This window comes from Hymenobacter rigui (genome assembly GCF_003944715.1).
In the GTDB taxonomy this organism is placed as follows: Bacteria; Bacteroidota; Bacteroidia; order Cytophagales; family Hymenobacteraceae; genus Hymenobacter; species Hymenobacter rigui.
Genome location: NZ_RWIT01000005.1, coordinates 378,360 through 402,071, shown reverse-complemented (window position 1 = coordinate 402,071; position 23,712 = coordinate 378,360). Strand labels below are relative to the sequence as shown.

23 protein-coding genes and 1 pseudogene are annotated in these 23,712 nt (G+C 58.4%); 17 read left to right on the top strand and 7 right to left on the bottom strand.

What is annotated here, in order from left to right; genetic code table 11:
* Positions 1-79 precede the first annotated feature (79 nt).
* Entirely contained in the window at positions 80-859 is a 780-nt protein-coding gene (locus EI291_RS12630) for a hypothetical protein (protein ID WP_125420394.1), read from the top strand.
* Positions 860-864: 5 nt separating this feature from the next.
* Here EI291_RS12630 and EI291_RS12625 read toward each other — a convergent pair whose 3' ends face one another.
* The gene (locus tag EI291_RS12625) at positions 865-2,265 is read right to left on the bottom strand and encodes a mercuric reductase (RefSeq protein WP_125420392.1); all 1,401 of its coding nucleotides are present in this window, start codon (positions 2,263-2,265) and stop codon (positions 865-867) included.
* 151 nt (positions 2,266-2,416) lie between these two features.
* On the opposite strand from EI291_RS12625, the gene EI291_RS12620 reads away from it, so the two are divergent.
* Complete coding sequence (locus EI291_RS12620) at positions 2,417-3,151, top strand: porin family protein (RefSeq protein WP_125420390.1); 735 nt, start codon at positions 2,417-2,419, stop codon at positions 3,149-3,151.
* A 110-nt stretch (positions 3,152-3,261) separates the two neighbouring features.
* The gene (locus EI291_RS12615) at positions 3,262-4,005 is read left to right on the top strand and encodes a glycosyltransferase (RefSeq protein WP_125420388.1); all 744 of its coding nucleotides are present in this window, start codon (positions 3,262-3,264) and stop codon (positions 4,003-4,005) included.
* A gap of 33 nt (positions 4,006-4,038) precedes the next feature.
* Here the strand turns inward: EI291_RS12615 and EI291_RS12610 are convergent, their stop codons facing one another.
* The 3 genes from EI291_RS12610 to sucD all read right to left on the bottom strand — a co-directional run bounded on the left by EI291_RS12610 (position 4,039) and on the right by sucD (position 8,419).
* Positions 4,039-5,928, bottom strand: a complete 1,890-nt coding sequence (locus tag EI291_RS12610) for a hypothetical protein (RefSeq protein WP_125420386.1) — start codon at positions 5,926-5,928, stop codon at positions 4,039-4,041.
* 79 nt (positions 5,929-6,007) lie between these two features.
* Positions 6,008-7,150, bottom strand: a complete 1,143-nt coding sequence (locus tag EI291_RS12605; RefSeq protein ID WP_170172625.1) for a PIG-L family deacetylase — start codon at positions 7,148-7,150, stop codon at positions 6,008-6,010.
* Positions 7,151-7,537: 387 nt separating this feature from the next.
* A complete protein-coding gene (gene sucD, locus EI291_RS12600) occupies positions 7,538-8,419 on the bottom strand; it encodes a succinate--CoA ligase subunit alpha (RefSeq protein ID WP_125420382.1) in 882 nt (293 codons plus the stop codon).
* Between the two features lie 290 nt (positions 8,420-8,709).
* On the opposite strand from sucD, the pseudogene EI291_RS12595 reads away from it, so the two are divergent.
* Together EI291_RS12595 and EI291_RS12590 are read left to right on the top strand one after the other, a co-directional pair.
* Positions 8,710-9,684 (top strand): annotated as a pseudogene (locus EI291_RS12595) (PLP-dependent cysteine synthase family protein); the annotation flags it as partial.
* A gap of 43 nt (positions 9,685-9,727) precedes the next feature.
* Complete coding sequence (locus EI291_RS12590) at positions 9,728-10,138, top strand: response regulator (RefSeq protein ID WP_170172624.1); 411 nt, start codon at positions 9,728-9,730, stop codon at positions 10,136-10,138.
* 93 nt (positions 10,139-10,231) lie between these two features.
* Here the strand turns inward: EI291_RS12590 and ade are convergent, their stop codons facing one another.
* On the bottom strand, positions 10,232-11,887 hold the full coding sequence (ade, locus tag EI291_RS12585; protein ID WP_125420376.1) for an adenine deaminase: 1,656 nt from the start codon (positions 11,885-11,887) through the stop codon (positions 10,232-10,234).
* A gap of 441 nt (positions 11,888-12,328) precedes the next feature.
* Between ade and EI291_RS12580 the strand changes: the two genes are divergently transcribed.
* From EI291_RS12580 to EI291_RS12525, 12 genes are all read left to right on the top strand, one after another.
* Complete coding sequence (locus EI291_RS12580) at positions 12,329-12,883, top strand: hypothetical protein (protein ID WP_125420374.1); 555 nt, start codon at positions 12,329-12,331, stop codon at positions 12,881-12,883.
* Positions 12,884-12,893: 10 nt separating this feature from the next.
* On the top strand, positions 12,894-13,286 hold the full coding sequence (locus EI291_RS12575) for a hypothetical protein (protein WP_125420372.1): 393 nt from the start codon (positions 12,894-12,896) through the stop codon (positions 13,284-13,286).
* A gap of 41 nt (positions 13,287-13,327) precedes the next feature.
* Positions 13,328-14,044, top strand: a complete 717-nt coding sequence (gene cmk, locus EI291_RS12570; protein WP_125420370.1) for a (d)CMP kinase — start codon at positions 13,328-13,330, stop codon at positions 14,042-14,044.
* A gap of 138 nt (positions 14,045-14,182) precedes the next feature.
* Positions 14,183-15,067: a 4-hydroxy-3-methylbut-2-enyl diphosphate reductase gene (locus tag EI291_RS12565; RefSeq protein ID WP_125420440.1), complete on the top strand. Its 885-nt coding sequence runs from the start codon at positions 14,183-14,185 to the stop codon at positions 15,065-15,067.
* A 125-nt stretch (positions 15,068-15,192) separates the two neighbouring features.
* Positions 15,193-15,747 carry a DUF502 domain-containing protein gene (locus EI291_RS12560; protein WP_125420368.1) on the top strand — a complete coding sequence of 185 codons (555 nt, stop codon included), beginning with the start codon at positions 15,193-15,195 and terminating at the stop codon, positions 15,745-15,747.
* A gap of 207 nt (positions 15,748-15,954) precedes the next feature.
* The gene (locus EI291_RS22875; protein ID WP_170172623.1) at positions 15,955-16,206 is read left to right on the top strand and encodes a 2TM domain-containing protein; all 252 of its coding nucleotides are present in this window, start codon (positions 15,955-15,957) and stop codon (positions 16,204-16,206) included.
* Between the two features lie 109 nt (positions 16,207-16,315).
* The gene (locus EI291_RS12550) at positions 16,316-17,437 is read left to right on the top strand and encodes a PQQ-dependent sugar dehydrogenase (RefSeq protein WP_125420364.1); all 1,122 of its coding nucleotides are present in this window, start codon (positions 16,316-16,318) and stop codon (positions 17,435-17,437) included.
* Between the two features lie 119 nt (positions 17,438-17,556).
* Positions 17,557-18,018: an ATP-dependent zinc protease family protein gene (locus EI291_RS12545; RefSeq protein ID WP_125420362.1), complete on the top strand. Its 462-nt coding sequence runs from the start codon at positions 17,557-17,559 to the stop codon at positions 18,016-18,018.
* Between the two features lie 85 nt (positions 18,019-18,103).
* Positions 18,104-19,045: a 30S ribosomal protein S6--L-glutamate ligase gene (rimK, locus tag EI291_RS12540; RefSeq protein ID WP_125420360.1), complete on the top strand. Its 942-nt coding sequence runs from the start codon at positions 18,104-18,106 to the stop codon at positions 19,043-19,045.
* Between the two features lie 209 nt (positions 19,046-19,254).
* Positions 19,255-20,328 carry a succinylglutamate desuccinylase/aspartoacylase family protein gene (locus EI291_RS12535; RefSeq protein ID WP_125420358.1) on the top strand — a complete coding sequence of 358 codons (1,074 nt, stop codon included), beginning with the start codon at positions 19,255-19,257 and terminating at the stop codon, positions 20,326-20,328.
* Between the two features lie 192 nt (positions 20,329-20,520).
* Positions 20,521-21,183: an OmpH family outer membrane protein gene (locus EI291_RS12530; RefSeq protein ID WP_125420356.1), complete on the top strand. Its 663-nt coding sequence runs from the start codon at positions 20,521-20,523 to the stop codon at positions 21,181-21,183.
* A 139-nt stretch (positions 21,184-21,322) separates the two neighbouring features.
* Positions 21,323-21,577, top strand: a complete 255-nt coding sequence (locus tag EI291_RS12525) for a hypothetical protein (RefSeq protein WP_125420354.1) — start codon at positions 21,323-21,325, stop codon at positions 21,575-21,577.
* 59 nt (positions 21,578-21,636) lie between these two features.
* Here EI291_RS12525 and EI291_RS12520 read toward each other — a convergent pair whose 3' ends face one another.
* Both EI291_RS12520 and EI291_RS12515 read right to left on the bottom strand, forming a co-directional pair.
* Positions 21,637-22,959: a hypothetical protein gene (locus EI291_RS12520; protein ID WP_125420352.1), complete on the bottom strand. Its 1,323-nt coding sequence runs from the start codon at positions 22,957-22,959 to the stop codon at positions 21,637-21,639.
* A 139-nt stretch (positions 22,960-23,098) separates the two neighbouring features.
* Positions 23,099-23,665: a hypothetical protein gene (locus tag EI291_RS12515; protein ID WP_125420350.1), complete on the bottom strand. Its 567-nt coding sequence runs from the start codon at positions 23,663-23,665 to the stop codon at positions 23,099-23,101.
* Between the last annotated feature and the right edge of the window lie 47 nt (positions 23,666-23,712).

The window sequence follows — 23,712 nt, the reverse complement described above, 5'->3', positions numbered from 1 at the left end:
AATTGGGAGCAGAGAGTAAGAGTAGGGGGTGCAACTCTGGGGCAGAAAACAGGCTCTGTCGGCTATATCCGTGAACCATATGCTACAAGTTTACTCAATAAAGCGGCTGCGTCGGGCCAGCGTGGCCGTCGCCGGGGCAATGCTGGCCAGTTGCTCCGTGTACGCCCCGTTGCAGCCGGCGGCCCCGCTTATCCGGCAGAAGGGACAGGCCGAAGTAGCCGCCAGTGCTTACATCAATGGCCGGTTGGAAAGCTCCGTAACCTACTCACCAGTGAACAACCTGCTGGTGCGAGTTACGGGCGGGTTAAAAACGGGCGGCGGCGACTCCAGCTACTTCCGCATCAGGCAACTGGAAGCGGGTGTGGGCACATACCGAGACCTGGGTAATGGTTGGGTAATAGGCGGGTTGGCCGGTTACGGAGGCGGAAAAAGTAGCCGACGGTTTGAGGATGGTGGTTTCGAAGCCCGCTGGGATACAGTGAGATTTCGCAGCTATGCGGCTAAATTTCAGAAGCTTCACGCGGAAGTGTACGTGGTGCGGGATGAAAGCTGGCTGAACGCCGGACGCCTGGGGTACGGAGCAAGCGTGCGGCTGGCGCAGGTGCGGTTTATCTCCTTAACAGACCAAGGCGCACCTGTGCCATTGCGCCAGATGACGCGGCTGGAGCCTATGGCCTTTATCAGTTTTAGCAACCCGGATGCATTTCCGTGGCTACAGCTGCGTTTGACTAGCAGTCTACCCATGTCACCGGATGAGCGGAGCCAGGCTTCGCTGGATGAGCGTATTCGCAATACCAAGGAAGGCCGGTTATTCACTTCCCTAGGATTTACGATTTACCCGCATCGGTTCAGGGAGTAACTATATTAACCTGCCTTCACCAGCTTGGCAAACAGGTTGTTCAGTGCCTCGGCCCAGGTTGGGTGGGCAAACACAGTGTTCTGCAGGTCGTCACAAGTGAGGCCGCCAGCCATGGCCAGCTGAATCATGGACATGATTTCGCCGCCCTGCTCACAGAAGATAGTGGCCCCGAGGATGTGGTTTTTGTCATCGACGAGCACCTTCATAAAGCCATCGGTGAGGCTGGTTTCCTGGGCCCGGCCCACCACGCGCACCGGCATGGTGGCTACGCGGTAGGCAATCTTCTCGTGGCGGGCCTGCTTTTCGCTGAGTCCGATGCGGCCCAGCTGAGGTTGGGTGAATACTACGTAAGGCAGGGGACGGGCTTTGGCCGAGCGGCGCTTGCGGTGCAGAATATTGTCGCGCACTACGCGGTAGTCGTCGTAGGCTAGGTGAGTGAACTGGGGGCCAGGATGCACGTCGCCGAGGGCGTAGATACCGCGCACGTTGGTTTGCAGCCGCTCGTTTACCAGTACGTAGCCTTTTTCGTCGGTTTCCACGCCGGTAGTTTCCAGGCCCAGGTCGTCGGTGTTGGGCTCCCGGCCCACGGCCACCAGCAGATGGGAACCGCGCAGGCGCCGCTCCCCGTCGGGGGTACTGGCCGTGAGGGTGTACTCGCCGTCGGCGTTGCGCGATACGCGGCGTACTTCGGCTTCCAGGACAAACTCCACACCGTCGGCCTCCAGCTGCTGGCGCATGGTCTGGCATACGTCGTCGTCCTCGCGCTCCAGCAGGTTCTTGGCCGCGTCGATGATGGTGACGCGGCTACCGAAGCGGCGGAACATCTGGCCGAACTCCAGCCCGATGTAGCCCCCGCCCAGAATCAGCAGGTGCTCGGGTAGCTGCTTGAGGTCGAGAATATCTACGTTGGTCAGGAAACCACTCTCGGCCAGGCCCTCAATGGGCGGCACGGCGGCCCGGGTACCGGTGTTGATGAAAATGAGCGGGGCCGTGAGCTCCTGAGTTTCTTCCGAATCAAGCTGCACCCGCAGCACGCGCGGGCTGCGGAAGCGGGCGTGGCCCATGAGCACGGAAATGCCGGTTTGCTCCTCGGAAAGGTTGGCGCGTACCCCGTCGCGCTTGTGCTGGATGATGGCATCTTTGCGCGCAATGATGGCCGGGAAATCGGGTTTGGGGGTGCCGGCCTGCACGCCGTAGTCGGCGGCGGTGGCTACCTGATGCACGCGCTCAGCGGAGGCCAGCAGCGCCTTCACCGGCGAGCAGCCGTAGTTGATGCAGGAGCCGCCCAGCAGGTACTTTTCGATAACAGCCACCTTCCGGCCGGCTTTGGCCAGGGCCGTGGCCAGCGGGTTACCGGCCTGGCCGGAACCGATAATAATTGCGTCGAAACGAATAGGAAGAGGCATATGCAGCAGAACAGAGAAGTGAGCCGGCCGGAAACCGGACAGTAGCCCCTATACGGCCGAAACCGGTAAACTGCCGGCCCCGGCCCGAAAGCTGCACAACGAAACCCGTCTGCCGACGTTGTGGGGGCAACTTCCTATCTTCCCGCTGCTTATGCTAAACCTGCTTCGTCGCGTTGCATTTTGGGGGCTGCTGCCGCTGCTGGCCAGCTGTTCGTCGCTGTATTTTCCGCCGCCGCCGCAGGTACCGCTGCTCACCCAGAAGGGCGAGTGGAGTGGGGGCATCCACACCAACTTCAGCCAGAACACCGCCGTGCAGGGGGCCTACGCCGTGTCGGACCACCTGGGGGTGATGGGCTCGGCCTCGTTTCTGCACACCGATAAAAAGAAGCGGGCCGAGGACCACGACTTCGGCGAGCTGGGCCTGGGCTACTACACCCGCCTGCGCGACTCGCGGGTGCTGGAGGTGTACGGCGGCTACGGCCTGGGCCACACCAAGCGCGTGGAGCGTACCCCCACTGAGGGCGTTACCCGCACGTTGGAAGGCAGCCTCGACAAGTACTTCCTGCAGGTTAACTACACCTCCAAGGATAAGAAAACCTACCACGTGCTGGGCCGCGACTGGCCCGTGACCTACGGCACGGCCCTGCGCGCCAGCTACGTTACGCTCACCAACTTCCGCCTCGACGGCCAGCCCCACACGCCCGAAGACAACGTGTTTCTGGAGCCTATTACCTACACCCGCATCGGCTTGGTAGGGCCCATCGACTTTCAGCTCATCAGTGGCAGTAACTTTGGATTGCGGCACCGGCGGTACCTGAAGGCGGCCAACTCGGTGTTTCAGTTCGGACTGGTGGTGAACGTGGGCGGTCAGAGCGGGGGCAAGTAACCGTTGGCGCGTAATTCAGGCTGGTTAAGCCAGTGGCAGCCGCTGCTGGCCGCTTTCCGGTACTCACAACGGGCTGAGCCGTACCTTTACGGTCCTACCCGTCCTGCTGTATGTCTTTCTCCTCCCCGGAGCCCTCTGCGCAACTGGCCATTGTATTGCCCTGCTACTCTCCACCCGCTGGCTGGGCCGCCAACATCCTGACCAGCTTGCAACGGCTGCAAACACTGCTTCCCACCCCGGTACCTGTGCATCTGTACCTGGTGAATGATGGGGCGGAAGCTGCGGTAACTGCGGCCGATATTGAATTGTTGCAGGACGCGCTGGGCCGCTGGTTTACGTACGTCACCTATGCCACTAACCACGGCAAAGGTCACGCGCTGCGCAAGGGTATGGCCCAAGTTCAGGAACCGTATTGTCTGTTCACGGATATTGATTTTCCATATCAGGAGCATAGCATGGCCGCCGTGTACCAACGGTTGGTAGAGTCGGGGGCGGATATTGTGGTAGGTGTGCGGGATGCAGCGTATTATGCCCATGTACCACCGGCGCGTCGTCGTGTTTCCCGGTTGCTGCGCCGGGTTACCCGCCACGTGTTGCGTCTGCCCGTAGAGGACACGCAGTGTGGTCTGAAGGGGTTCAATGCCACGGGCCGGCAACTGTTCCTGCGAACTACCACCCAACGGTACCTCTTCGATTTGGAGCTACTGCTGTTGGCTTCCCGCACGAAACACATGCAGGTACTGTCTCAGCCCGTGGAGCTAAAGCCCGGCATCGTCTTCTCGCGCCTGAACCCACGGATTCTGCTTACGGAAACCACAAACTTACTCCGGATTCTGAGCCGCCGTCGGGCGTAAAAGCGCAGCAATTCTGAGGCGAAGGACAAAGAATCAGCGTACGTCCCAGCGGTACAGGCGTAACGTACCGCTGCGGGCCAGCGGCGTGAGCTGCAGCCGTTGGGGCAGGGTGGTACCTGCTTCAATCAACTGCTGAGCCAGCGGGTTGTGCTGCTGATATTTGAAGGTGGTATCGGCACCGGTATAAAACCGCTCATCCAGAAGCACCAGAACCGGCTTGCCGTTCTTCTGCAGTTGCTGGCGCAGTTCGGGCGCGGGACCCTGCTCCCCAAATATGCTGCGTAGCTGCTTTATATGCTCCTCAGGGGTACGGGAAAGCTTGCTGGCCATCAACGGCAGGTTGGTGTGCAGGGCCAGCTCGTAGGCATGCAGAGAATGGGCGTTGTCGTCGTCCACGGTCAACTTCAGGTTTTCGCTGCCCACATGGAAAAAGGGAACCGGCAGAATGGCCTGATACTGCCCTGGCTGCAGGCCGCTCAGTAAGGGCTGCAGCTCTGGGAATGCCGGCGCATTGGTAAGCAGATTAGGCAGCAATGATTTGCGGTAGTGCTTGAGTGTGTCGCGCGTATCGAGCAGCGCCAGCACCACCAGAGCCACGGCCACCACCCAGCGGCCCCGCCACTGGCTCCGGCGCAGCCAGAAATCCAGGGCCACCAGCACCATTAGGTTCACGGCCCAGAAGAAGGGCCAGCTAAACCGGCCCACAGCCCGGAAATGGGTAACCACTTTGGTGATTTTCTGCAGGTAATAAAAGGCACTGAAATAGTTTTGGAACACGTACTGGTCATCGGCCACGGCGTACTCGGTGCCCAGCGAAACGCCCAGTCCTACCAGAGCCGCCAGCAGCAGCAGGTGCAGAAAGGCCCGCTCGGGAGCCGCTTTCCAGGCCTGCCAGAATACGCGGGCCGCCGGCCGCCGCACCAGCCAGGCTACTGCAAAAAAGGTGAGGCCAAACAGCGCAAACGCTCCCAGGTAAGCTACCGACTCGTACGTGGGCTCGGCACGGGGCTCCAGCCAGAAATGCACCGTCTGATAGCTGCCCGGCTTCACCAGCGCCGACAGCTGCAGTTTCCAAGGGGCATAATTGAAGCCGGTGGCCTGCATGCTGCGTAGCGTGCGGTAGCCGTCGGTGAGGCGTACCACCAGGAAGCACAGCAGCGTGGGCACCAGCGTAAGCAGCACAGCGGCTGCGCTCAGGGTACGGTTGCGCCACTGCTGTTTCGGCAGCAGCCACGCGGCGAAGAAACCGGCTACCGTAAGCGCCAGCAGCGGCAGGTAGTACAGGTGAATCAGGCCGGCCACCACGGAGCCCACCAGCAGCACCATTACCCACGGCCGTATGGACCGCCCAGCCTGTACCCGCTCGTATAGTCCCAGCAGCCCCCAGATGGCCAGCAGCACAATCCAACTGTAGGAGAGGTTGAAGTGGCCCACCAGCAGGCGGCTGGTTTGCGGATTCAGCCAGGGCAGCACCAAGGCAAAGACCAGCACGAGGCCCCAGTGCCGTATCAGCCGGCGCAGTATTGCCACAAGCAACGTCGTACTCAGGAAAAAGCCTGCCAGCATCAGTCCGTGGTACACATCCAGCGCGTGCGGCGTGAGGTCGGAAATGTAGTGTGACCAGAGCCGCACCGGCACGGCCAGCAACGGCGTGTTATCCGTGAAGAACAAGTAATCCCCGAAAGGATAGTTCATCATGCCAAACCACGTCAGTCCGTTGGACCACGGCTGCTGAATGTAGGCCTGAAACGTGTAGTAATTTTTAGCGCCGTCCTGAGTAGTTACCAGCAGGTGTTGACTAGGTTCCAGAAGCAGTGCTCCAAAAGCTCGCATCACCAGCAATGCCTGCAGCACAAGTGCCAACAGCAGCAGAACAAAGGAAGTGGGGCGCCAGCGCCAGGCAGCGGCAAGCGAGGTACGCATGTGCGGGGTAGGGGTGGAGTATATAGAGCCGGCCCAGAGCCAGCCCGGCAAAGGTAGAGCAGAAAAAAAGGTGTAGCTGCTAGCGGACCACGGATAAGGTGTGACGCCGCCGGTGGTGGCCTACCCGCAACTCAGCAATGTAGTTGCCGGATGCCGGAAACCGCTGCACATCCAGCCACTGCTCATGGCGTCCAACAGACTGCAGTGAACCATTCAACAGCGTCATTACCTCGCGGCCCTGCATATCCATAATGCGCAGCCATACATTAGCTGCTACAGGTACGTTATACGCTAATTGGCTGGATTCTGAGAAGGGGTTAGGATAGGCGGGTTCTAGTACCAGCTTGGCTTCCAGCAAGGCTTCTTCATCAACCTCATCCTGCGGAGCAGCGGGGGGAGTTGGCAGCAGGGAAGGTGCCGGCTGCAGCTGCGGACCAGTCTGGTGCTTCACCTGCATGTACTGATGACCGATAAAGGCAAGGTGTTTGGCGTCCCAGGGGTCTTCCTGCCCCGCAGCCGTCATAGTTTGGCAGTAAGCCTTATATACCTGGCGCTGATTGTTCTGCTGCGTAGCCGAGAGATTAACAGGGCGCTTGCTTACGTCGTAGCCAACGTACTGAAAAAAGCGACACTCCAGCTGCTGCATTGTCTGCAGAGCCAGGGAGCCCGCCATGTAATGGTCGGAATGGTCGCCGGGGTTGCAGCGGGCATCAGCCAGCGGAATATGCATCGTAAGCTGCCCCTTGATAGCTTCGTGGGCCAGCAGCCCCCGGATGGTTTGCTTCAACTCTTCCCAAGAAGCGTATGCCTTCCCACCGTTCAGGGGCGTAAGAGGCCGCCCGGCATCGCGCAGTTGCTGCAGGCTCTGAAAGCCGCCTCGCGACAGGCCCCGACCGCCAACCCCACCATCCGGCAGATGCAGATAGAAGGCTACTACATTTTGCTGGCGGTACATATCAATCGTATGCCCGTTTACTGCTACGGTACCGGTGGTGCCCGCCGGAGCTGTTTTATTCAGCTCTACAGACTGGCGCAACGAGGCCCGGTGTCCAGCTTCCCGGCTTCTCCAATACAGGTCGGATGGCTCGTCTGCCTGTCCGCCGGTCAGGCAGATAAAGACAAGCTTGCGGCGGGAATGCTGCGCCTCTTCGCAAATAGCCGCGCCCATAAATAGCTGCCAGTCATCGGGATGCGCCGTCAGGATAGCCGTCCATCTGGGCACAGGCTGGTTGGTTGGAGCAGGTGCGGCGGCATTCGTTTGAGCCCGAAGTTGCCCCGGTACTTGACACAGCAGTACTAACAGGAAAACCCAAAGTATAACTTTTCTCATGCAGTAACGGTGGAGGTGAGGGCCAGGTGGTCCCTCTGTTTCCAAAGTTATCAGTTCAGCGTTAAGAATCTATACTATTGAAACAGGGCTTAGATAAAGGACCAAAAAAATGGGGTCAATGCATTATCCTAGCAGATGGGTGGCTATTCTGAGCCGGTAGAGGGCACTCCCATTATCAGTCCGAATGGAACAACCAAGCTGGTAAAATCCACTTAAACAAAAAGCGGCTTCCGAAGCCGGAAGCCGCTTTTTGTTTAAGCAGACAAATTAGAATAGCAATTATTTGCTTCCCAGCACGCGCAGCATCGTGTCGCCAATTTCGGCGGGCGAGTCTACTACGTGGATGCCGCACTCGCGCATAATAGCCATTTTGGCAGCAGCTGTGTCGTCGGCACCGCCTACAATGGCGCCAGCGTGGCCCATGCGACGGCCGGGAGGGGCGGTCTGGCCGGCAATAAAGCCTACTACGGGCTTCTTGTTACCGGTTTCCTTGATCCAGCGAGCAGCTTCGGCTTCCATACCGCCACCGATTTCACCAATCATAACGATGCCCTCAGTTTCGGGGTCGTTCATGAGCAGCTCCACGGCTTCTTTGGTAGTGGTGCCAATGATGGGGTCACCGCCGATGCCGATGGCCGTGGTCTGACCCAGGCCGGCTTTGGTAAGCTGGTCAACGGCTTCGTAGGTCAGGGTGCCCGACTTGGATACGATACCTACGCGGCCTTTCTGGAAGATGAAGCCGGGCATGATGCCCACTTTGCACTCGCCGGCGGTCATTACGCCGGGGCAGTTGGGCCCGATCATGCGCAGACCTTCGCGGCCTTTCAGGTACTCCTTCACCGCAATCATGTCCTTGGTCGGAATGCCTTCGGTGATAGTCACAATAACTTTAATGCCCGCGTCGGCAGCTTCCATGATGGCGTCGGCGGCGAAAGCCGGCGGCACGAAAATGATGCTGGTATCGGCGCCGGTTTGCTCCACGGCTTCCGCCACGGTGTTGAACACGGGGCGCTCCAGGTGCTGGGTACCGCCTTTGCCGGGCGTTACGCCACCCACCACGTTGGTGCCGTACTCAATCATCTGCTGGGCGTGAAACGAGCCTTCGGAGCCCGTAAAGCCCTGCACAATCACTTTGGAATCCTTGTTTACCAGAACACTCATGAGAAGAAGTGGGGTTAGCGGAAGATGCTGATGTGTGGGTGGGATACTGCCGCAGCGGCCAAGCCGGCGGCGGGGCAAAAGTAGAGGTTTTTGCCTGTCGGGCGAAGCGAATCCCGGATTTATCCGATTTACCATCCTTCCCGGATTCCGCAGGCCACATTCCCCGGATATACATGATCCAATCAGCGGATCAGGTTAGCAGTCGATCTGCACGCACAGCCTGCTGCTCCCGCCCGGAATCCGTACCTTTGCGGCCTCTCTCGCATTACCACTCGTTTCTCTCACCCGAAATGTACCTGAACAACATTGTAGAGGCTACCGGCAACACGCCGCTGGTCAAACTGAACAGCGTAACTGCCGGTATCAAAGGCACTATCCTGGCTAAAGTAGAGTACTTCAACCCTGGCAACTCGGTGAAGGACCGCATGGCTATCAAAATGGTGGAAGATGCCGAAAAAGCAGGCCTGCTGAAGCCGGGCGGAACCATTATTGAAGGCACCAGCGGCAACACCGGCATGGGCCTGGCGCTAGCCGCCATTGCGAAGGGCTACCAGTGCATCTTCGTGATGAGCGACAAACAGAGCAAAGAGAAGCAGGATATTCTGCGGGCCGTGGGGGCGCAGGTAGTGGTGTGCCCTGTAGATGTGGCTCCTGAGGACCCCCGTTCCTATTATTCAGTAGCCAAGCGCCTGAGTGAGGAAACGCCTAACTCGTTCTACCCCAACCAGTACGACAATATGTCGAATACGGCGGCGCATTACGAGAGCACCGGCCCCGAAATCTGGCAGCAAACAGAAGGCACCATTACGCACTTCGCGGCGGGGGTAGGCACTGGTGGTACCATCTGCGGCACCGCTAAGTACCTGAAGGAGCAAAACCCTGCCCTGCAGGCGATAGGGCTAGATACGTACGGCTCTGTTTTCAAGAAATACAAGGAAACCGGCATCTTCGATGAGAACGAAATCTATCCGTATAAAACGGAGGGTATCGGCGAAGATATTCTGCCTAAAAATGTAAACTTCGACCTGATTGATCTGTTTATCAAGGTAACCGATAAGGATGCGGCACTGATGACGCGCCGCCTTGCCAAGGAAGAAGGCCTGTTTGTGGGCTGGTCGTGCGGCTCGGCAGTGCATGGCGCGCTGGAATATGCCAAAGAGCACCTCAAGGAAGGTGATACGATGGTCATTATTCTGCCTGACCACGGTACCCGCTACCTCGGCAAAATTTACAACGACGACTGGATGCGGGAACAGGGCTGGCTGTAAGCCGCGCTGCCGCGTTAGCTGTTTTATTCTTTTCCTCCTTATGACCAAGAAGCTCCGGAATGTAGTGCTGGTAGACGACAATGAAACTACCAGCTTTCTGAACAACCGGCTGTTGAACCGGCTGGAAGTGGCGGAGCAAATCCACACCTTCAGCAAGGCTGAGCAGGCATATCAGGAGCTATGGGGCGGCCCCAACGGTGAGCAGCCTGCCGCCGAAGCACCCGACCTGGTATTTGTGGATCTGAAAATGCCTGGCATGGATGGCTTTGAGTTTTTGAAGCTGTTCAGCTCCCTGCCGGAATCGGTGCGCGAAAAAACTGTTATGGCGGTACTTACCACCTCTATGCACGCCGCCGATACTGCCCGCGTAGCGCAGTACGAAGGCGTGGAGTACCTGGCCAAACCCCTGACGGAGGAAAAAATGGAAAAGCTGCTGAAAAAGCGGTTTTAACCCTAGTTCAACGAGAAAAAGCCAACGGGTAGAGTACTGAACAGCACGACTGTCGGTACTCTACCTGTTGGCTTTTCTCGTTGACTGCTATTCTTACACTACGGCCTCTACAAACCGGAACGACTCGCCATCAAACAGGCCTTTGTCGCTGAGTTTAAGGCTGGGAATTACCAGTAGTGCCATAAACGACAGCGTCATGAAGGGAGCCTGCAGCGAAGAGCCCAACTCTTTGGCCAGCGTATCCACGGCCGTATAAGCGGCGGCTACCTCTGGACCCTGCTGATCCGACATCAGGCCAGCTACCGGCAGGGGCAGGATTAATTCCCGGCCATCGGGTTCCACTACGGCCAGGCCGCCCCGGGCTTCAATAACCAGGTTTACGGCCCGTGCCAGGCTCGCGTCGTCGCAGCCGACGGCGGTGATGTTGTGGGAATCGTGGCCAACGCTGCTGGCCAGCGCCCCGCGCTGCAGCCCAAAGCCCTGGATAAAGGCCACGGCCGGTGGGGCGGCATGATAACGGTTTACTACCGTGAGCTTCAGTACGTCACGAGGTACATCGGCTACTACCAGTCCATTCTCCACGCGGGCCGGCACATCTTGGCGGGCGGTAATAAGCTGCCCATCGAAGCACTCAATTACGCGCACGGTGGCCGCTGCCTGCGGTGCAGGCAGCTGGAAATCCGCTGGCTGCACTGGGTTAGTATCGAAGTTATTGACCACCGCCACCGGTACCGCCGGAATCAGCGTCTGGCCGTTGTCGGCCACCAGCTCGCCGTTCAGGTAGGTTTGCCGAACGGCAAAATCGGTGAGGTTATCCACCACGATAAAGTCGGCGGGGTCCCCTTCCCGGAGCAGCCCGACGGGCAGCTTATAATGTTCCACGGGGTTGCGGCAGGCCACGCGGAGCACCTTCAGCACCTCCTGGCCCCGGGCCACGGCACGCTGCACCAGCTGGTTGATGTGGCCCAGCACCAACGTATCGGGGTGCTTATCATCGGAGCAGAACATGAGGTTTTCGTAATGCTCGGGTAGCAAATCGATGAGGGCCTCAAAGTTGCGGGCCGCGGAGCCTTCCCGAATCAGCACTTTCATCCCCACGGCCAGCTTGTCGAGGGCCTCCTCGGCCGTGAAACACTCGTGGTCGGTGCTGATGCCGGCGGAGGCATAGTGTGCCGCATCGTTGCCGCGCAGGCCGGGAGCGTGGCCATCCACAGGGCGGCCATATTGCTGGGCCAGCCGGATTTTTTCCATCACCTGCTCATCCCGGTTCAGCACGCCCGGCCAGTTCATCATCTCCGCCAGGTAGCCGATTTCGGGATGGTCGCGGAACAGCAGCTCGATATCCTGAGCGGTTATCTCGGCCCCGGCAGTTTCAAATGGTGTGGCGGGCACGCAGGATGGGGCCCCAAAGCAGAACTTAAAGGGTACCTGAGCCCCATTCCGGAGCATATACTGCACACCGACAACTCCCAGCACATTGCCAATTTCGTGCGGGTCCGAGACGGTGGCGACGGTACCGTGCGTCACGGCCAACCGGGCAAACTCGGAGGGCACCAGCAGTGAGCTTTCCACGTGCACGTGGGCATCTACAAAACCCGGCAGCGCATAGGGTAACGTCGGATCAGCCGTAGTAGCGCCGGTGGGCTCAATGCGTTGGATGCGGCCAGCCGCTACGTGCAGAGTGGCCGGGGCTATGGTGTTGTCAAACAGGTTAATAACGTTGGCGTGCAGTTGAAATTCGGCGGGCATAGGGCAGGGGAGAGGATCAGGGAAAAGTACAGTCGCGGGGCGGTCAACGGGTAAAGAACCGTATATTTGCCGAAAATCCGCGCCGTGAGAAAGATTGTGACTTTGCTTCTGGCCGCCCTGCTTGGGGGTTCGGGCCTGCTGACGGCCGGTTGCGTCGCGCGCACTCCGCAGCAGAAAAAAACTGCCTCCATGAAGCGTAAAGCCAAGTTCGGCAAAGTACCCTGCCCCTGCGAAAGTCACTAACTCTGTTTAGTGATTCTGGCCGGATTAGTTATTTCTGTACGCTACACGTTGTCTGCATCCGTGAAACACATCTTCTGGTATGCCCTGCTGATTGTAGGCCTGTTAGTGAGCCCATACACTCTATGCGGGCAGATGATGCCAACGTACTCGCCTCCGCGAATGGCTACCCCTATGCCCATACCGATGTATCATCAACCCATGACGTACCGGTATATTCCTGCGCCCGCTACGGTAGGCACGTATAAAATCGAGGGCGGAGCCTGGCAGGAAGGATTATTGTACGTGGGTGTTCCCGGTCAGCTAAGCGTATTGTCCCAGGATAAAAAAGACACCGTTACCTACCAAGCCAAGCAGGTGAAAGCCTACGTAACCGGTCAGGATACGTTTGAAGTATTACGCAACCTGAAAGTCAAAAAAGGCAACCTGGAAGCTGTGTTTGCGCATCGTCTCTACAAATACGGCCAACTCACCGCCTTTAAAGTGCCGCGTCGGCTGATTTTGTTCGGTGAGCCTAGCGTAAATGGTATTCCGGCTTCGGTATTCGAATTAGTGGTGCAGTCCACAACCGGTGACGCGGTGGTGGTACCCATTGGGCGTCGTGCCTTTATTGAGGCCATGCTGCCGCTGGTGGGCGACTGTCCGGAGTTGGCTACACAAATTTCCAAAGGCAAGCTGTGGCGGGAGGATATGCGGAAGATTTTACGCACCTACGCCTACTGGCAGCAAGCCAATCCGCAGTCCGCTGTCAACTAACCCGCACCTCATGCCCGACGAAAATCCGATTGCCTCCCTTATTACGGCCGCCGAAGCCGTGCGTCAGCAGCTACGTGTAAATACCTACGATGCCGCTGCTGTGCAGCGCCTCGCCGAGTTTATTGAGGAGCAGCGCTCTTCTATTAAGGAGGCTGAGCGCCAAGGTGTAATCACTGCTTTAGGCTGCTTTCTGGGCCAGTGCATGGTGAACACCTACAAAGGCGAGTGGGCGAAAGGCCGCGACGGCACTACCGGCGTTGGCATCGACGAGGTGAATTTCTTTAACCCTTTTTACCGCGTAAGCGAGCAGCTGACCAAGGGCCTGAGCCAGTCAGTAGCGACGTTTTTTGCGAGTGTACCCGAGCGTCTGGCTGCCAAGCCAGGCCGTAAAACCTGGATTTAGTGAGTCCTTCCCGTCAGCCTGAGCCAAGCAGCGAACCTGTCATGCGAAAAATCGTCATTGCCATCGACGGCTATTCTTCCTGCGGCAAAAGCACCACGGCCAAGGCAGTAGCCGCCGAACTGGGCTACGCCTACATTGATACCGGAGCTATGTACCGGGCCGTAACACTGTACCTGCTGGAGAACAGTATCAGCTTCGAGGATTTACCGCGCATTGAGCAGGCCCTGCACGAGATGCACATCACGTTCAAGCGCAACCGCAAAACTGGCCGCAATGAGCTGTGTCTGGATGGCACCATCCGGGAAGATGAAATCCGGCAGATGCGCATCTCCAACCTGGTCAGCGAGGTATCGGGCATTCCGGCCGTGCGCCACGCTATGGTGCGCCAGCAGCAGCGCATGGCCCGCAAGCGCGGCGTTGTGATGGATGGCCGCGACATTGGCACCACCGTTTTTCCGGATGCCGAAGTAAAGGTGTTTATGACGGCCGATGTGCTGACCCGCGCCCTGCGCCGCCAGGAAGAGCTGGCCGTGAAAGGCGAGCAGGTACCGGTAGAGGATATTGTAGAAAACCTGCGCAAACGGGACCACCTCGACTCTACCCGCACCGAGAGCCCCCTGCGCCGCGCCCCCGATGCCGTGCTGCTCGACACAACTCACATGATGATTGACGAACAGGTGGATTTTGTGCTGGAGCGCGTATCGGCTTCCCTGTTTTCGTTGGCAGCAGCGGGCGGGGAGCACCGGAATACTCACTAGAATTATTTGGTCAAGGAAGGAAAAACTGCTTTCGGCTGTTATACTTCAAATTACGGCACAGGATTCGCTACCCTGCGGACTTCAGAGGAGCCGTCCGCAGCTTACCCCCTGATGGCTTCCCCGCTAAACAAGGAGCTCATGAACGTCACCATCGATAAAAATTCCGGCTACTGTTTCGGCGTTGAGTTTGCCATTCAGATGGCCGAAGACGAGCTGGCCCAGCAGGAAACCCTGTATTGCCTCGGCGACATTGTGCACAACCGCATGGAGGTGGAGCGCCTGCATGCGCTGGGGTTGCGCATCATCGACCGGGAGCAGTTGGAAGAGTTGCACGACGCCAAGGTGCTCATCCGGGCCCACGGCGAGCCGCCGGCCACGTATGAGCTGGCCCTGCGCAACAACATTGAGCTGATTGACGCTTCCTGCCCCGTGGTGTTGAAACTGCAGAACCGGGTAAAGCACGCCTTCGATGCCAGTACCCGTCAGAACGGTCAGATTGTAATTTACGGTCAGCCAGGCCACGCCGAAGTAACCGGCCTCACGGGCCAGACGCTCAACCAGGCCGTCATTGTTATGACGGAGCAGGATCTGGACCAGGTGGATTTTACGCGCCCTGTCACGCTGTTCAGCCAGACCACCAAGAGCACGGCCGGCTTCTACCACATGAAAGCCCTGATGGAAGAGCGGATTCAGGCGGCCGGCGGCTCGCTGGAGTCGTTTGATGCCAATGACAGCATCTGTCGGCAGGTCAGCAACCGGGAGCCGGCTCTGGCCCGGTTTGCCGTGGAGCACGACGTAATAGTATTCGTAAGTGGCCGCAAAAGCTCCAATGGCAAAGCCCTGTTCTCCGTAGTCAACAAAACCAACCCACGCAGCTACTTCGTGGAAAACGAGCAGGAGCTGGACGATGAGTGGTTCCACGGAGCTGAATCAGTAGGTATTTGCGGTGCCACCAGCACGCCCATGTGGCTGATGCAGCGCGTAAAGGACCGGATTGAGGAAGTGGCAGAACACGTAGTCTAACTTTTCAAAATGTCCTGTAAAAGGCCTTTCCAAAGTAGTTGGGAAGGCCTTTTTTGATGCAGATATGCTGCCCGGTTGCGTTCTTGCACCGCAGCCGGGCCTTCCCGGCTATTTACATTCTACCAATGCGGCGCATTCTCAATTACTTTCTCAGCGGCTTTCTGATTGTGGCCCCCATCGGGCTGACCATCTATATCCTGTACGCGCTGTTGCGTTGGCTGAACGAGCTGTTCGCGGGGCTGAGCTTCGATGTGCCCGGTCTGGGGCTGGTGGTAGCCGTGCTGCTGGTAACGGCCGTGGGGTTCGTAGCCAAATCGTTTCTGGTGCGGCCGTTTCTCATTATTACGGAGCGGCTGCTGCACCGCACGCCGCTGGTGAGCATCATCTATTCCAGCCTGAAAGACCTGTTCGACGCCTTCGTGGGCGACAACCAGAAGTTCAACCGTCCGGTGCTGGTACGTATGAGCGCCACGGACCAGACCTTCAAGATGGGCTTCGTCACCCAGCCCAGCATGCAGGCCATCCACCGCGACGATCTGCTGGCTGTGTACTTCCCGCACTCCTACAACTTCTCGGGCGAACTGGTGCTGGTGCCCGTGCAGAACGTCACTTACCTCGACCTGCCCAGCTCGGAGGTAATGAAGTTCATTGTGTCTGGCGGCGTCTCGCGGCTGGGATGAGTGGTGAAGTGGTGATTTTGCAAAATGGGGAAGCCCTTGCCCGAAACAGTTCGGACGGCTTTTTTGACGATTCAAGTACGCGAAACTGCCGCTTGGGTAAATAGCAGTTTGTGTATATTGATGAAAACCATACGTTTGTTTCAGTCAACCACCTGTAATCTGAACCCCATCATGGAAACTCCGGCTCGTGACCCCCAACTGTGGCGTATGGCAAAAGCTCGTGCTAAATTCAAGTCCCATCTGTTTACGTATTTCGCCGTGAATGCGCTGCTCTGGACTATCTGGGCCCTCACGGACCGGCACAGCCACGGTGGTATTCCCTGGCCCGTATGGTCGACGGTGTTCTGGGGTATTGGCGTATTCATGAACGGAGTGGGCGTGTACGGCGGCTTCGGCAAATCCCAACTCTCGGAGCGCGAGTATGAGCGCCTGCTCCGCCAACGCACCGACCGGATATAAATGGGTTAGTTGTCAGTTGCTGATTGTTGGTGCCGCACTAACAACCAGCAACTGACAACTAACAACGGGCTAAAGCAACCTTCAACGGCAGTAGCGGGTTAGTGGCAGTATGAACACGCGCCTTCTCCTCCCGCTGCTGCTGGCTCCGCTGGCTGCCTTCGTGCCCGAGCCCAAATCGGCACCGGCCCCCGATGTCAATCTGAGCAAAATCAAGCTGCCCGCCGGTTTCACCATCAGCTACTTTGCCCGCAACGTGAAAAGCGCCCGGGAGCTGGCCGTGGGCCCCGACGGCACCGTGTACGTGGGCACCAAGGACGACAAGGTGTATGCCCTGCCGGACCGCAACAAGGATGGCCGTGCCGACGAAGTAATAACCATTGCCACCGGCCTGAACGCGCCCAACGGCGTGGCCGTGCGCAACGGCGCGTTGTACGTAGCCGAAATCAACCGGATTCTGCGCTACGATAACATTGCGGCCCGTTTGAAGCAGAAGCCGAAGCCAGTGGTCGTGTATGGCAAACTGCCCGATAAGGAGTGGCACGGCTACCGTTACATTGCTTTCGGGCCCGATGGCAAGCTCTACGTGCCGGTGGGCGCACCCTGCAATACCTGTCTGCCTGAGGAGCCCATCTATGCCACCATCAACCGGATGAATGCTGATGGTACCGGTCTGGAAACCTACGCCTACGGCGTGCGCAACACCGTGGGCTTCGACTGGAGTCCGCGCGACAAGGCCCTCTGGTTTACCGATAACGGCCGCGACCAGCTGGGCGACAACCTGCCTGCCGATGAGCTCAACCGCGCCGCCGGGCCTGGTCAGCACTTTGGCTTTCCGTATTTCTTCGCCGGTGATGTGGCCGACCCCGAGTTCGGCAAGGGCAAATCGGCCGATACGTACGTGAAGCCCGCCCGCAAGCTGGGCCCCCATGTGGCGGCCCTGGGCATGAAGTTTTATACCGGCACCAAATTTCCAGCCCAATACCGTAACCAGATATTTGTTCCCGAGCACGGCTCCTGGAACCGCAGCAGCAAAATTGGTTACCGCATCAGTCTGGTGAAGCTGGATGCCACCGGCAAACAGGCCGTGAGCTACGAAACCTTTGCCGATGGCTGGCTGCAGGGCCAGACGCCCTGGGGCCGCCCCGTGTGCCTGCTGGTGCTCCCTGATGGCTCCCTGCTGGTCAGCGACGACCAGAACGACGCCGTGTACCGCATCAGCTACAAGGGCTAGCAATGAGATAGTGAAGTAGTGAAATGGTGAGTTTTTCGTTCTATTAGCGCTGCCTGTGCATATTGCGCTGGCAGCACGGCAAACTCACCATTTCACTACTTCACCATTTCACCTTTGCTATGAAGCAGCGCGTACCGAAGCGGACCGTGGGGCGGCGGGAACTGGTCGACTTTCCGGCGTTTCAGCTGTGGGGAGTGGAGGCTAAAGTAGATACCGGCGCTTACACCGGCGCAATCCACTGCTCCAACATTCACGTGGAAACCCACCCCGACGGCCGGCGGGTGCTGCATGTGCAATTGCTGGACCCCTCGCACCCCAATTTTGATGGCTCGCCTATGCAGTTTGAGGAGTTTTCCCTGCGCGACATTCGGTCATCCAACGGCGAGGTGCAGGAGCGGTACGTTATCCGGGCCGGCATCCGGCTGTTTGGGCAAGTGTTTGACACGGAGTTTTCTCTCTCAGACCGCTCCGATATGAAGTATCCGGTGCTGATTGGCCGGGTGCTGCTCCGGCAGGCACGCCTGGTTGTAGATGTAGCGCGGCGGAATCTTTCGTACAAAAATCAGCCGGCGGCCCGCTGAACTATGAGGTGCGCCCCCTGGCTGCGCCTATCTTTGTGCCGGCGCACTTCGGCTCGTATTCCCTTCCATTACCTATTCCTGCTCAATGAAACTGGCTATTCTCTCGCGTGAGCCAAAGCTATACTCTACCACCCGCCTGGTAGAAGCCGCCGCGCAGCGCGGGCATGAGGCTGTGGTAGTGGACCATCTGCACTGTAACCTGGTGCTGGAAAAAGGCAAGCCCGGCATCATCTACCAGGGCCAGAAGCTGGAAGGTATTGATGCCATCATTCCGCGCATCGGGGCTTCCGTCACGTTTTATGGCTGCGCTGTGGTGCGGCAGTTTGAAATGATGAAGGTGCGCACCGCCGTAGAAAGCCAGGCCATTGTACGCAGCCGGGATAAGCTTCGCTCCATGCAGATTCTGGCCCGCGCCGGCGTAGGCATGCCCAAAACGGCCTTCACCAATTATTCCGACGATGTGCCGGAAATGATTCAGCAGGTGGGTGGCGCGCCCGTCATCATTAAGCTGCTGGAAGGCACTCAGGGCCTGGGCGTGGTGCTGGCCGAATCAGAAAAGGCTGCTCAATCGGTCATTGAGGCATTCCACAACCTCAAGGCCCGCATTATTGTTCAGGAATTCATTGCCGAAAGCAAAGGAGCCGATTTGCGGGCCTTCGTGGTAAACGGCGAAGTGGTGGGAGCCATGAAGCGCCAGGGCAAAGAGGGCGAGTTCCGGTCCAACCTGCACCGGGGCGGCTCGGGCACGCTGGTAAAGCTCAGTCGGGCCGAAAAAGCGGCCGCACTGCTGGCTACCAAAGCGCTGGGGCTGGGCATTGCCGGCGTAGATATGCTCCAGAGCAAGCGCGGACCGCTGGTGCTGGAGGTCAACTCTTCACCGGGCCTGGAGGGAATTGAGAAGTCTACGGGCCTCGATATTGCCGGCAAAATCATTGAGTACACCGTGGAGCTGGCCAAAAAGAAAAAGAGCAAGCGGACGACTCCGCAGGCTTCGGCAGCACCACTGCCCGACTCGCAGCCGGATTAAGCGGCTCTCCAGGGCAGAATACGCGCTGGCTCAGGAAAGCAGCAGTTTTTTGTACCTTCCGGAACGGTAATCCGTATCGGGTACAGTGGGTGGATGGTGGCAGGAAGGCCTTGGTACAGGGGCCGTGGTGCAGGGCTCCAGCGTTGCGCCGAGCACAGGTTTGCTTCATCGGTTCGGGGCTGGAGGCCTGAGTCATAAGGTATCTGCCGTTGCCCTTTGCCGCTACTCCCGAGCCCCTCTGTCTGAATGGTCTGACCATTGCCCCCGGCGAACGGGTCCTCACGCGACTGGTGATTTCGCGGCTGCCTTCCGGTACGGTTATCGATATTCCGGTACACGTATTCCGCTCCACGGAGCCCGGCCCGACGGTGCTGTTGATGGCCGGCATGCACGGCGACGAGGTGAACGGCATTGAAATTATCCGCCGCATGATCCGGCGCGATATGCTGCGGCCGCTCCGGGGAACTATCATTGCCATTCCCATCCTCAATATTTACGGGTTTCTGAACTTCTCACGGGAAGTACCCGATGGCAAAGACGTGAACCGCTCGTTTCCGGGCAACCCGCGCGGCTCCCTGGCCAGCCGCGTGGCCCACCGCTTCATGCGCGAAATCATGCCGCTGATTGACTACGGTATTGACTTTCATACGGGCGGCGCGGCGCGGGCCAATATTCCCCAGATTCGCTGCCTGCTGCACCAGGATGCCGAAACCGATGAGCTGGCCGATGCGTTTGGGGCCCCGTTTACGCTGCACGCCGGCCTGCGGCCCGGCTCCCTGCGCGAAACGGCCATGCAGGAGGGCCGCCGTATTATCGTATACGAAACCGGGGAGTCGTTGCGGCTCGATGAGGAAGGCATCGACCTGGGCATTGCCGGTACTTTGCGGGTACTGCACCATTTGGACATGCTGCCCGAAACGGCGCTGCCGGCCCGCCCTACGGTAGTGTGCATGCGCTCCACCTGGCTGCGGGCCAAATACGCCGGCTTGTTCCGGAGCCTGGTAAAGCTGGGTCAGTACATTGAAAAAGGGCAGGTGTTTGGCTCCGTAGCCGACCCGTATGGGGAAAATTCCGTCCGGCTGGAGTCGCCGGTGGCAGGCTACATTATCGGCCTCAACCACATGCCCGTAGTAAACCAGGGCGACGCGCTGGTACACGTAGGCCGCACCGATACCACGCCCAGCCGCACCGACCTGGCTGCTCCCTTCGACGAAAAACCCACCAAGCCGACGGAGGTAGAAACCGAGGAAGACGAGGAAGCCGGCGAGGAGGAAGCGAAATAAGTCGTGAGCGGGCTGCTGAAGGTATAGCCGGGGCAACCCACCGGTCATTACCCGACTCTACCTTCAGGCCGACCATTCCGTCATGTATTGCCTGGTACCGGCTACCTGCCACCCACCTCGGTGCAACGCCAACTTTCCCGTACTTTTGGCTGGCCGTCCAACGGCACTTTCATTATTTTCCTCTGTTTTTGAATGAAAAATTCTCTCCAGCTGGCCATCAATGTAGTATTGGCTATTGCCGTAGCCGTATTGTTCTACCTGCATTTTGCCGGCAAGCCCGCTGCTGCTACCCGCAAACCAGTGGCCGTGGTAAAAACCACCGACTCTACGGGCACCGTAACCACTGCTCCGGCGGAGGAGGAGGTGGATGATATAGTAGCCGTAGCCGATACGGAGAAAGTAGCCTACGTGGAATCAGGCAAGCTGCTGGATGGCTACCAGGGGATGAAAGATGCCCGCAAGAACTTCGAGGCCAAGGCCCGCCGCTGGGAAGCCCAGAACCAGACGCTGGTACGCGGCTTCCAGACGGCCGTGCAGCAGTATCAGCAGAAAGCCGAGAGCATGACGCAGGAACAGCGCGCCGCCACCGAGCAGCAACTGCAGCAGCGCCAGATGCAGGTGGCCCAGGAGCAGGAAAAACTGCAGCGCCAGGCCCAGGAAGAGGAAGGTAAAATGACCCAGCAGGTACTGGAGCGCATCAACAAGCAAATTGAGAAATACGGCAAAAGCAACGGCTACCGCCTGATTCTGATTGCTGCCCCCAGCGGCACCATTGCCTACGGCCGCAAAGACCTCGACATCACCAACACCGTACTCAAGCACCTCAACGACGAGTATCGGGGCGTGAAGAAGTAAGCAGCTCGTCTCCTATTAATGCCAGAGGGCCCGGTTTCCGCAAACCGGGCCCTCTGGCATTAAACCTTGCCCGGTGAGCATCGTCCAACTGATAACCCGGCCGCTCCGCAACGGAGTAGCCCTGTTACGTGACTTGCTTATGAAAAACCTACTGAAATTTCCGGCCCTGGTAGCCGTACTGCTTGTAACGGCTGCCTCTCTGCTAACCAGCTGCGTAGCTACGGTGCCTGCTACTACCGCCGTAGTAGTTCGTCCACGGCCCTATTACCGGCCGGCCTACCGCCCATACTACCGGCCGGCTCCGGTGGTGGTGGCGCCAAGGCCCATTATTGTGACGCCGGCTCCGCGCCCGTACTACAACTACCGGCCTCACCGCTACTATCGGGTTCGGTAACGCGTTTTACCTAAAAGGAAAGGCTCTGTTGCTCCGGCGGCAGAGCCTTTTTTGGCAGTTTACTCGCGTAAAAACCGCTGCACTACCGGGCCCTCCCGCGTGTGCAGATACAGGCTGTATAGGCCGGGCGGCAGCATCTGAACGGGCAGGCTGATCCGGAGCGTGCCTGATTGGGGCTGTACTACCTGGCGCTGCACCACCTGTCCCGTGGCCGCCCGGATTTCCAGTGGTATCCCCGTCAGCTGTAGCGGAAGGCGGCTGATTTCCAGATGGAGGACGTCGGTAGCCGGTACCGGATACAGGAGAAGCCGCATGGTGGGGTGAGCGGCTGCGGTGGTGGTAACCACGTTCTGAAAGTTGCTGTAGGTAACCAGCTGCTGGTTAGAAAACTGCGCGGTAATGGGAGAATATAGCTGCTCAATACGCTTGATGAGCCGGTTTTGGGCATCGTAGCGGAGCTGGGCGCGTACTTCATTGGTAAGCACCCAACCGCCGTTCAGCCAGTCTTCCTGGCGGTAACCCAGGTCGTTGCCCTGGGCATCCAAGGGGGTGGTGTAGCGGGCGAAATTCTGCCAGCTGCCACCTGGCAATGCCTCTTCCAGCAGTTGAACTGTGGTGCCGGTAGGCGAGTAGCTGATGCTGTAGCGCTGAAAATCGGCCCACTGTCCGGCGTTCTGCCACGTCTGCACCCGGAACCCGGCCGGCTGCCGATTGGCCCAGCTATACCATGTCAGGTCCAAGATGTGTTCCTCATTCATCCAGCCGGTACCCGTCCAGCGCTGGGCCGTAACTTCGGTCCATTGGCCATTGGTAAGCGTGTAGTCAAAGCGGGTGTCATTCACGAAAGTACCGGCGCTGAACAGCTGTACTATTTGCTGGGTGAGTACGGAGCCGGCATAGGTATTCTGGTAACGGTAGCCGTCGGTGGTTTGCCAGGCGTTGTTCATCCAGATTTGGCTGAGCTCTTCAATCAGTTGATTCTGGGTATCGTAGCTGGTGAGGTAGCGGAACTGATTTACCCAGGGCAGGCCGTTGCCAGTCTGGACTGTCTGTTCCAGCAGATTTCCCTGACTGTCGTAGGTGTAGGCAACGCGCTGAAATGCCGTGGCAGTAGTCGAGTCGGAGGTGAGGCGCTCGGAGAGCTGGCCTTGGGAGGTATAGGTGAGCTGGTTCAGCAACGGTTGAGTCCAGGCGACCTGCGCGGGGTTCCAGCTGTAGTATACCATTCTGCCGGGCCGGGTAGAGGTGGTGCGGGCAGCACGGAGGGAGGTAGCCTCCTGCAATATACCGGGCCGGGTAAGCGCGCGGGGCAGGTGCTGAGCCTGGCTTTGCAAACCCAGCAGCAGTACGCTCACCAACACCAGGAAACGAACAGTTGTCATCAGCAGTATCCTTCTAAAACCGATTAGCCGGCTTCGGAAGGTACTGAATTTTGGTTATATGTAATAGTGGAAAATTTATATAAAAAGTCTGGCCCCGTAGATACGGGGCCAGACAGTAAAAATATGCTGTAGTGAGGACTTAGAAGGCAAAGCGCAGGCTTACTGCCGCATCATTATAGAAGCCCGTGTAGCCATCGAACACCTCGAAGAACGGCTTGTAATCGACACCAAGCGTGAAGGGCAGGTCTTCCATCTTGTACTCAATACCCAGAATTAGGTCGGCACCGCCTACAATGTAGTTGGTGTCATCATACCAGTACTGGCGGTAGTAGTATTTGTCTTTGTTACGACGGAAGCGCACGTCTTCAAAGTAGTAACGGCCCCGGTAGGAGCCAATATGGGCCCCGGCGCCGTAGTAAAACTGCAGGCCTTTGAAATCCGAAACGGGCAGATGCTTTTCCAGCAACAGGGTGACGCGGCCACCGCGGGCGGCGTACTCGCGCGTCAGCAGGCCTTCAAACGCCACATTGTTTTTGCCGCTGAGAAAGTGCTTCACTGTGAGGCCCGACGACCAGCCGCCGCCGCGCAGGCCGATGCCCGTCTGGTAGCCAGCGCCTGAGCTGCCTTTCTTTTTGCTTTGAGCCTGCGCCCCTTCACTTACCGTCAACAGCCCCAAGGCTACCGCGCCAACAAACAAATACTTCATGCAGAAAGGAAAATGTAAATGGTAGTCTTCCGGCAAAAGTACAACTT

Bases quoted from the DNA above. Each gene is read 5' to 3' on its own strand.
- EI291_RS12630 (WP_125420394.1), top strand. From the start codon at position 80: ATGCTACAAGTTTACTCAATAAAGCGGCTGCGTCGGGCCAGCGTGGCC.
- EI291_RS12625 (WP_125420392.1), bottom strand. From the start codon at position 2,265: ATGCCTCTTCCTATTCGTTTCGACGCAATTATTATCGGTTCCGGCCAG.
- EI291_RS12620 (WP_125420390.1), top strand. From the start codon at position 2,417: ATGCTAAACCTGCTTCGTCGCGTTGCATTTTGGGGGCTGCTGCCGCTG.
- EI291_RS12615 (WP_125420388.1), top strand. From the start codon at position 3,262: ATGTCTTTCTCCTCCCCGGAGCCCTCTGCGCAACTGGCCATTGTATTG.
- EI291_RS12610 (WP_125420386.1), bottom strand. From the start codon at position 5,928: ATGCGTACCTCGCTTGCCGCTGCCTGGCGCTGGCGCCCCACTTCCTTT.
- sucD (WP_125420382.1), bottom strand. From the start codon at position 8,419: ATGAGTGTTCTGGTAAACAAGGATTCCAAAGTGATTGTGCAGGGCTTT.
- EI291_RS12590 (WP_170172624.1), top strand. From the start codon at position 9,728: ATGACCAAGAAGCTCCGGAATGTAGTGCTGGTAGACGACAATGAAACT.
- ade (WP_125420376.1), bottom strand. From the start codon at position 11,887: ATGCCCGCCGAATTTCAACTGCACGCCAACGTTATTAACCTGTTTGAC.
- EI291_RS12580 (WP_125420374.1), top strand. From the start codon at position 12,329: ATGACGTACCGGTATATTCCTGCGCCCGCTACGGTAGGCACGTATAAA.
- EI291_RS12575 (WP_125420372.1), top strand. From the start codon at position 12,894: ATGCCCGACGAAAATCCGATTGCCTCCCTTATTACGGCCGCCGAAGCC.
- cmk (WP_125420370.1), top strand. From the start codon at position 13,328: ATGCGAAAAATCGTCATTGCCATCGACGGCTATTCTTCCTGCGGCAAA.
- EI291_RS12565 (WP_125420440.1), top strand. From the start codon at position 14,183: ATGAACGTCACCATCGATAAAAATTCCGGCTACTGTTTCGGCGTTGAG.
- EI291_RS12560 (WP_125420368.1), top strand. From the start codon at position 15,193: ATGCGGCGCATTCTCAATTACTTTCTCAGCGGCTTTCTGATTGTGGCC.
- EI291_RS22875 (WP_170172623.1), top strand. From the start codon at position 15,955: ATGGCAAAAGCTCGTGCTAAATTCAAGTCCCATCTGTTTACGTATTTC.
- EI291_RS12550 (WP_125420364.1), top strand. From the start codon at position 16,316: ATGAACACGCGCCTTCTCCTCCCGCTGCTGCTGGCTCCGCTGGCTGCC.
- EI291_RS12545 (WP_125420362.1), top strand. From the start codon at position 17,557: ATGAAGCAGCGCGTACCGAAGCGGACCGTGGGGCGGCGGGAACTGGTC.
- rimK (WP_125420360.1), top strand. From the start codon at position 18,104: ATGAAACTGGCTATTCTCTCGCGTGAGCCAAAGCTATACTCTACCACC.
- EI291_RS12530 (WP_125420356.1), top strand. From the start codon at position 20,521: ATGAAAAATTCTCTCCAGCTGGCCATCAATGTAGTATTGGCTATTGCC.
- EI291_RS12525 (WP_125420354.1), top strand. From the start codon at position 21,323: ATGAAAAACCTACTGAAATTTCCGGCCCTGGTAGCCGTACTGCTTGTA.
- EI291_RS12520 (WP_125420352.1), bottom strand. From the start codon at position 22,959: ATGACAACTGTTCGTTTCCTGGTGTTGGTGAGCGTACTGCTGCTGGGT.
- EI291_RS12515 (WP_125420350.1), bottom strand. From the start codon at position 23,665: ATGAAGTATTTGTTTGTTGGCGCGGTAGCCTTGGGGCTGTTGACGGTA.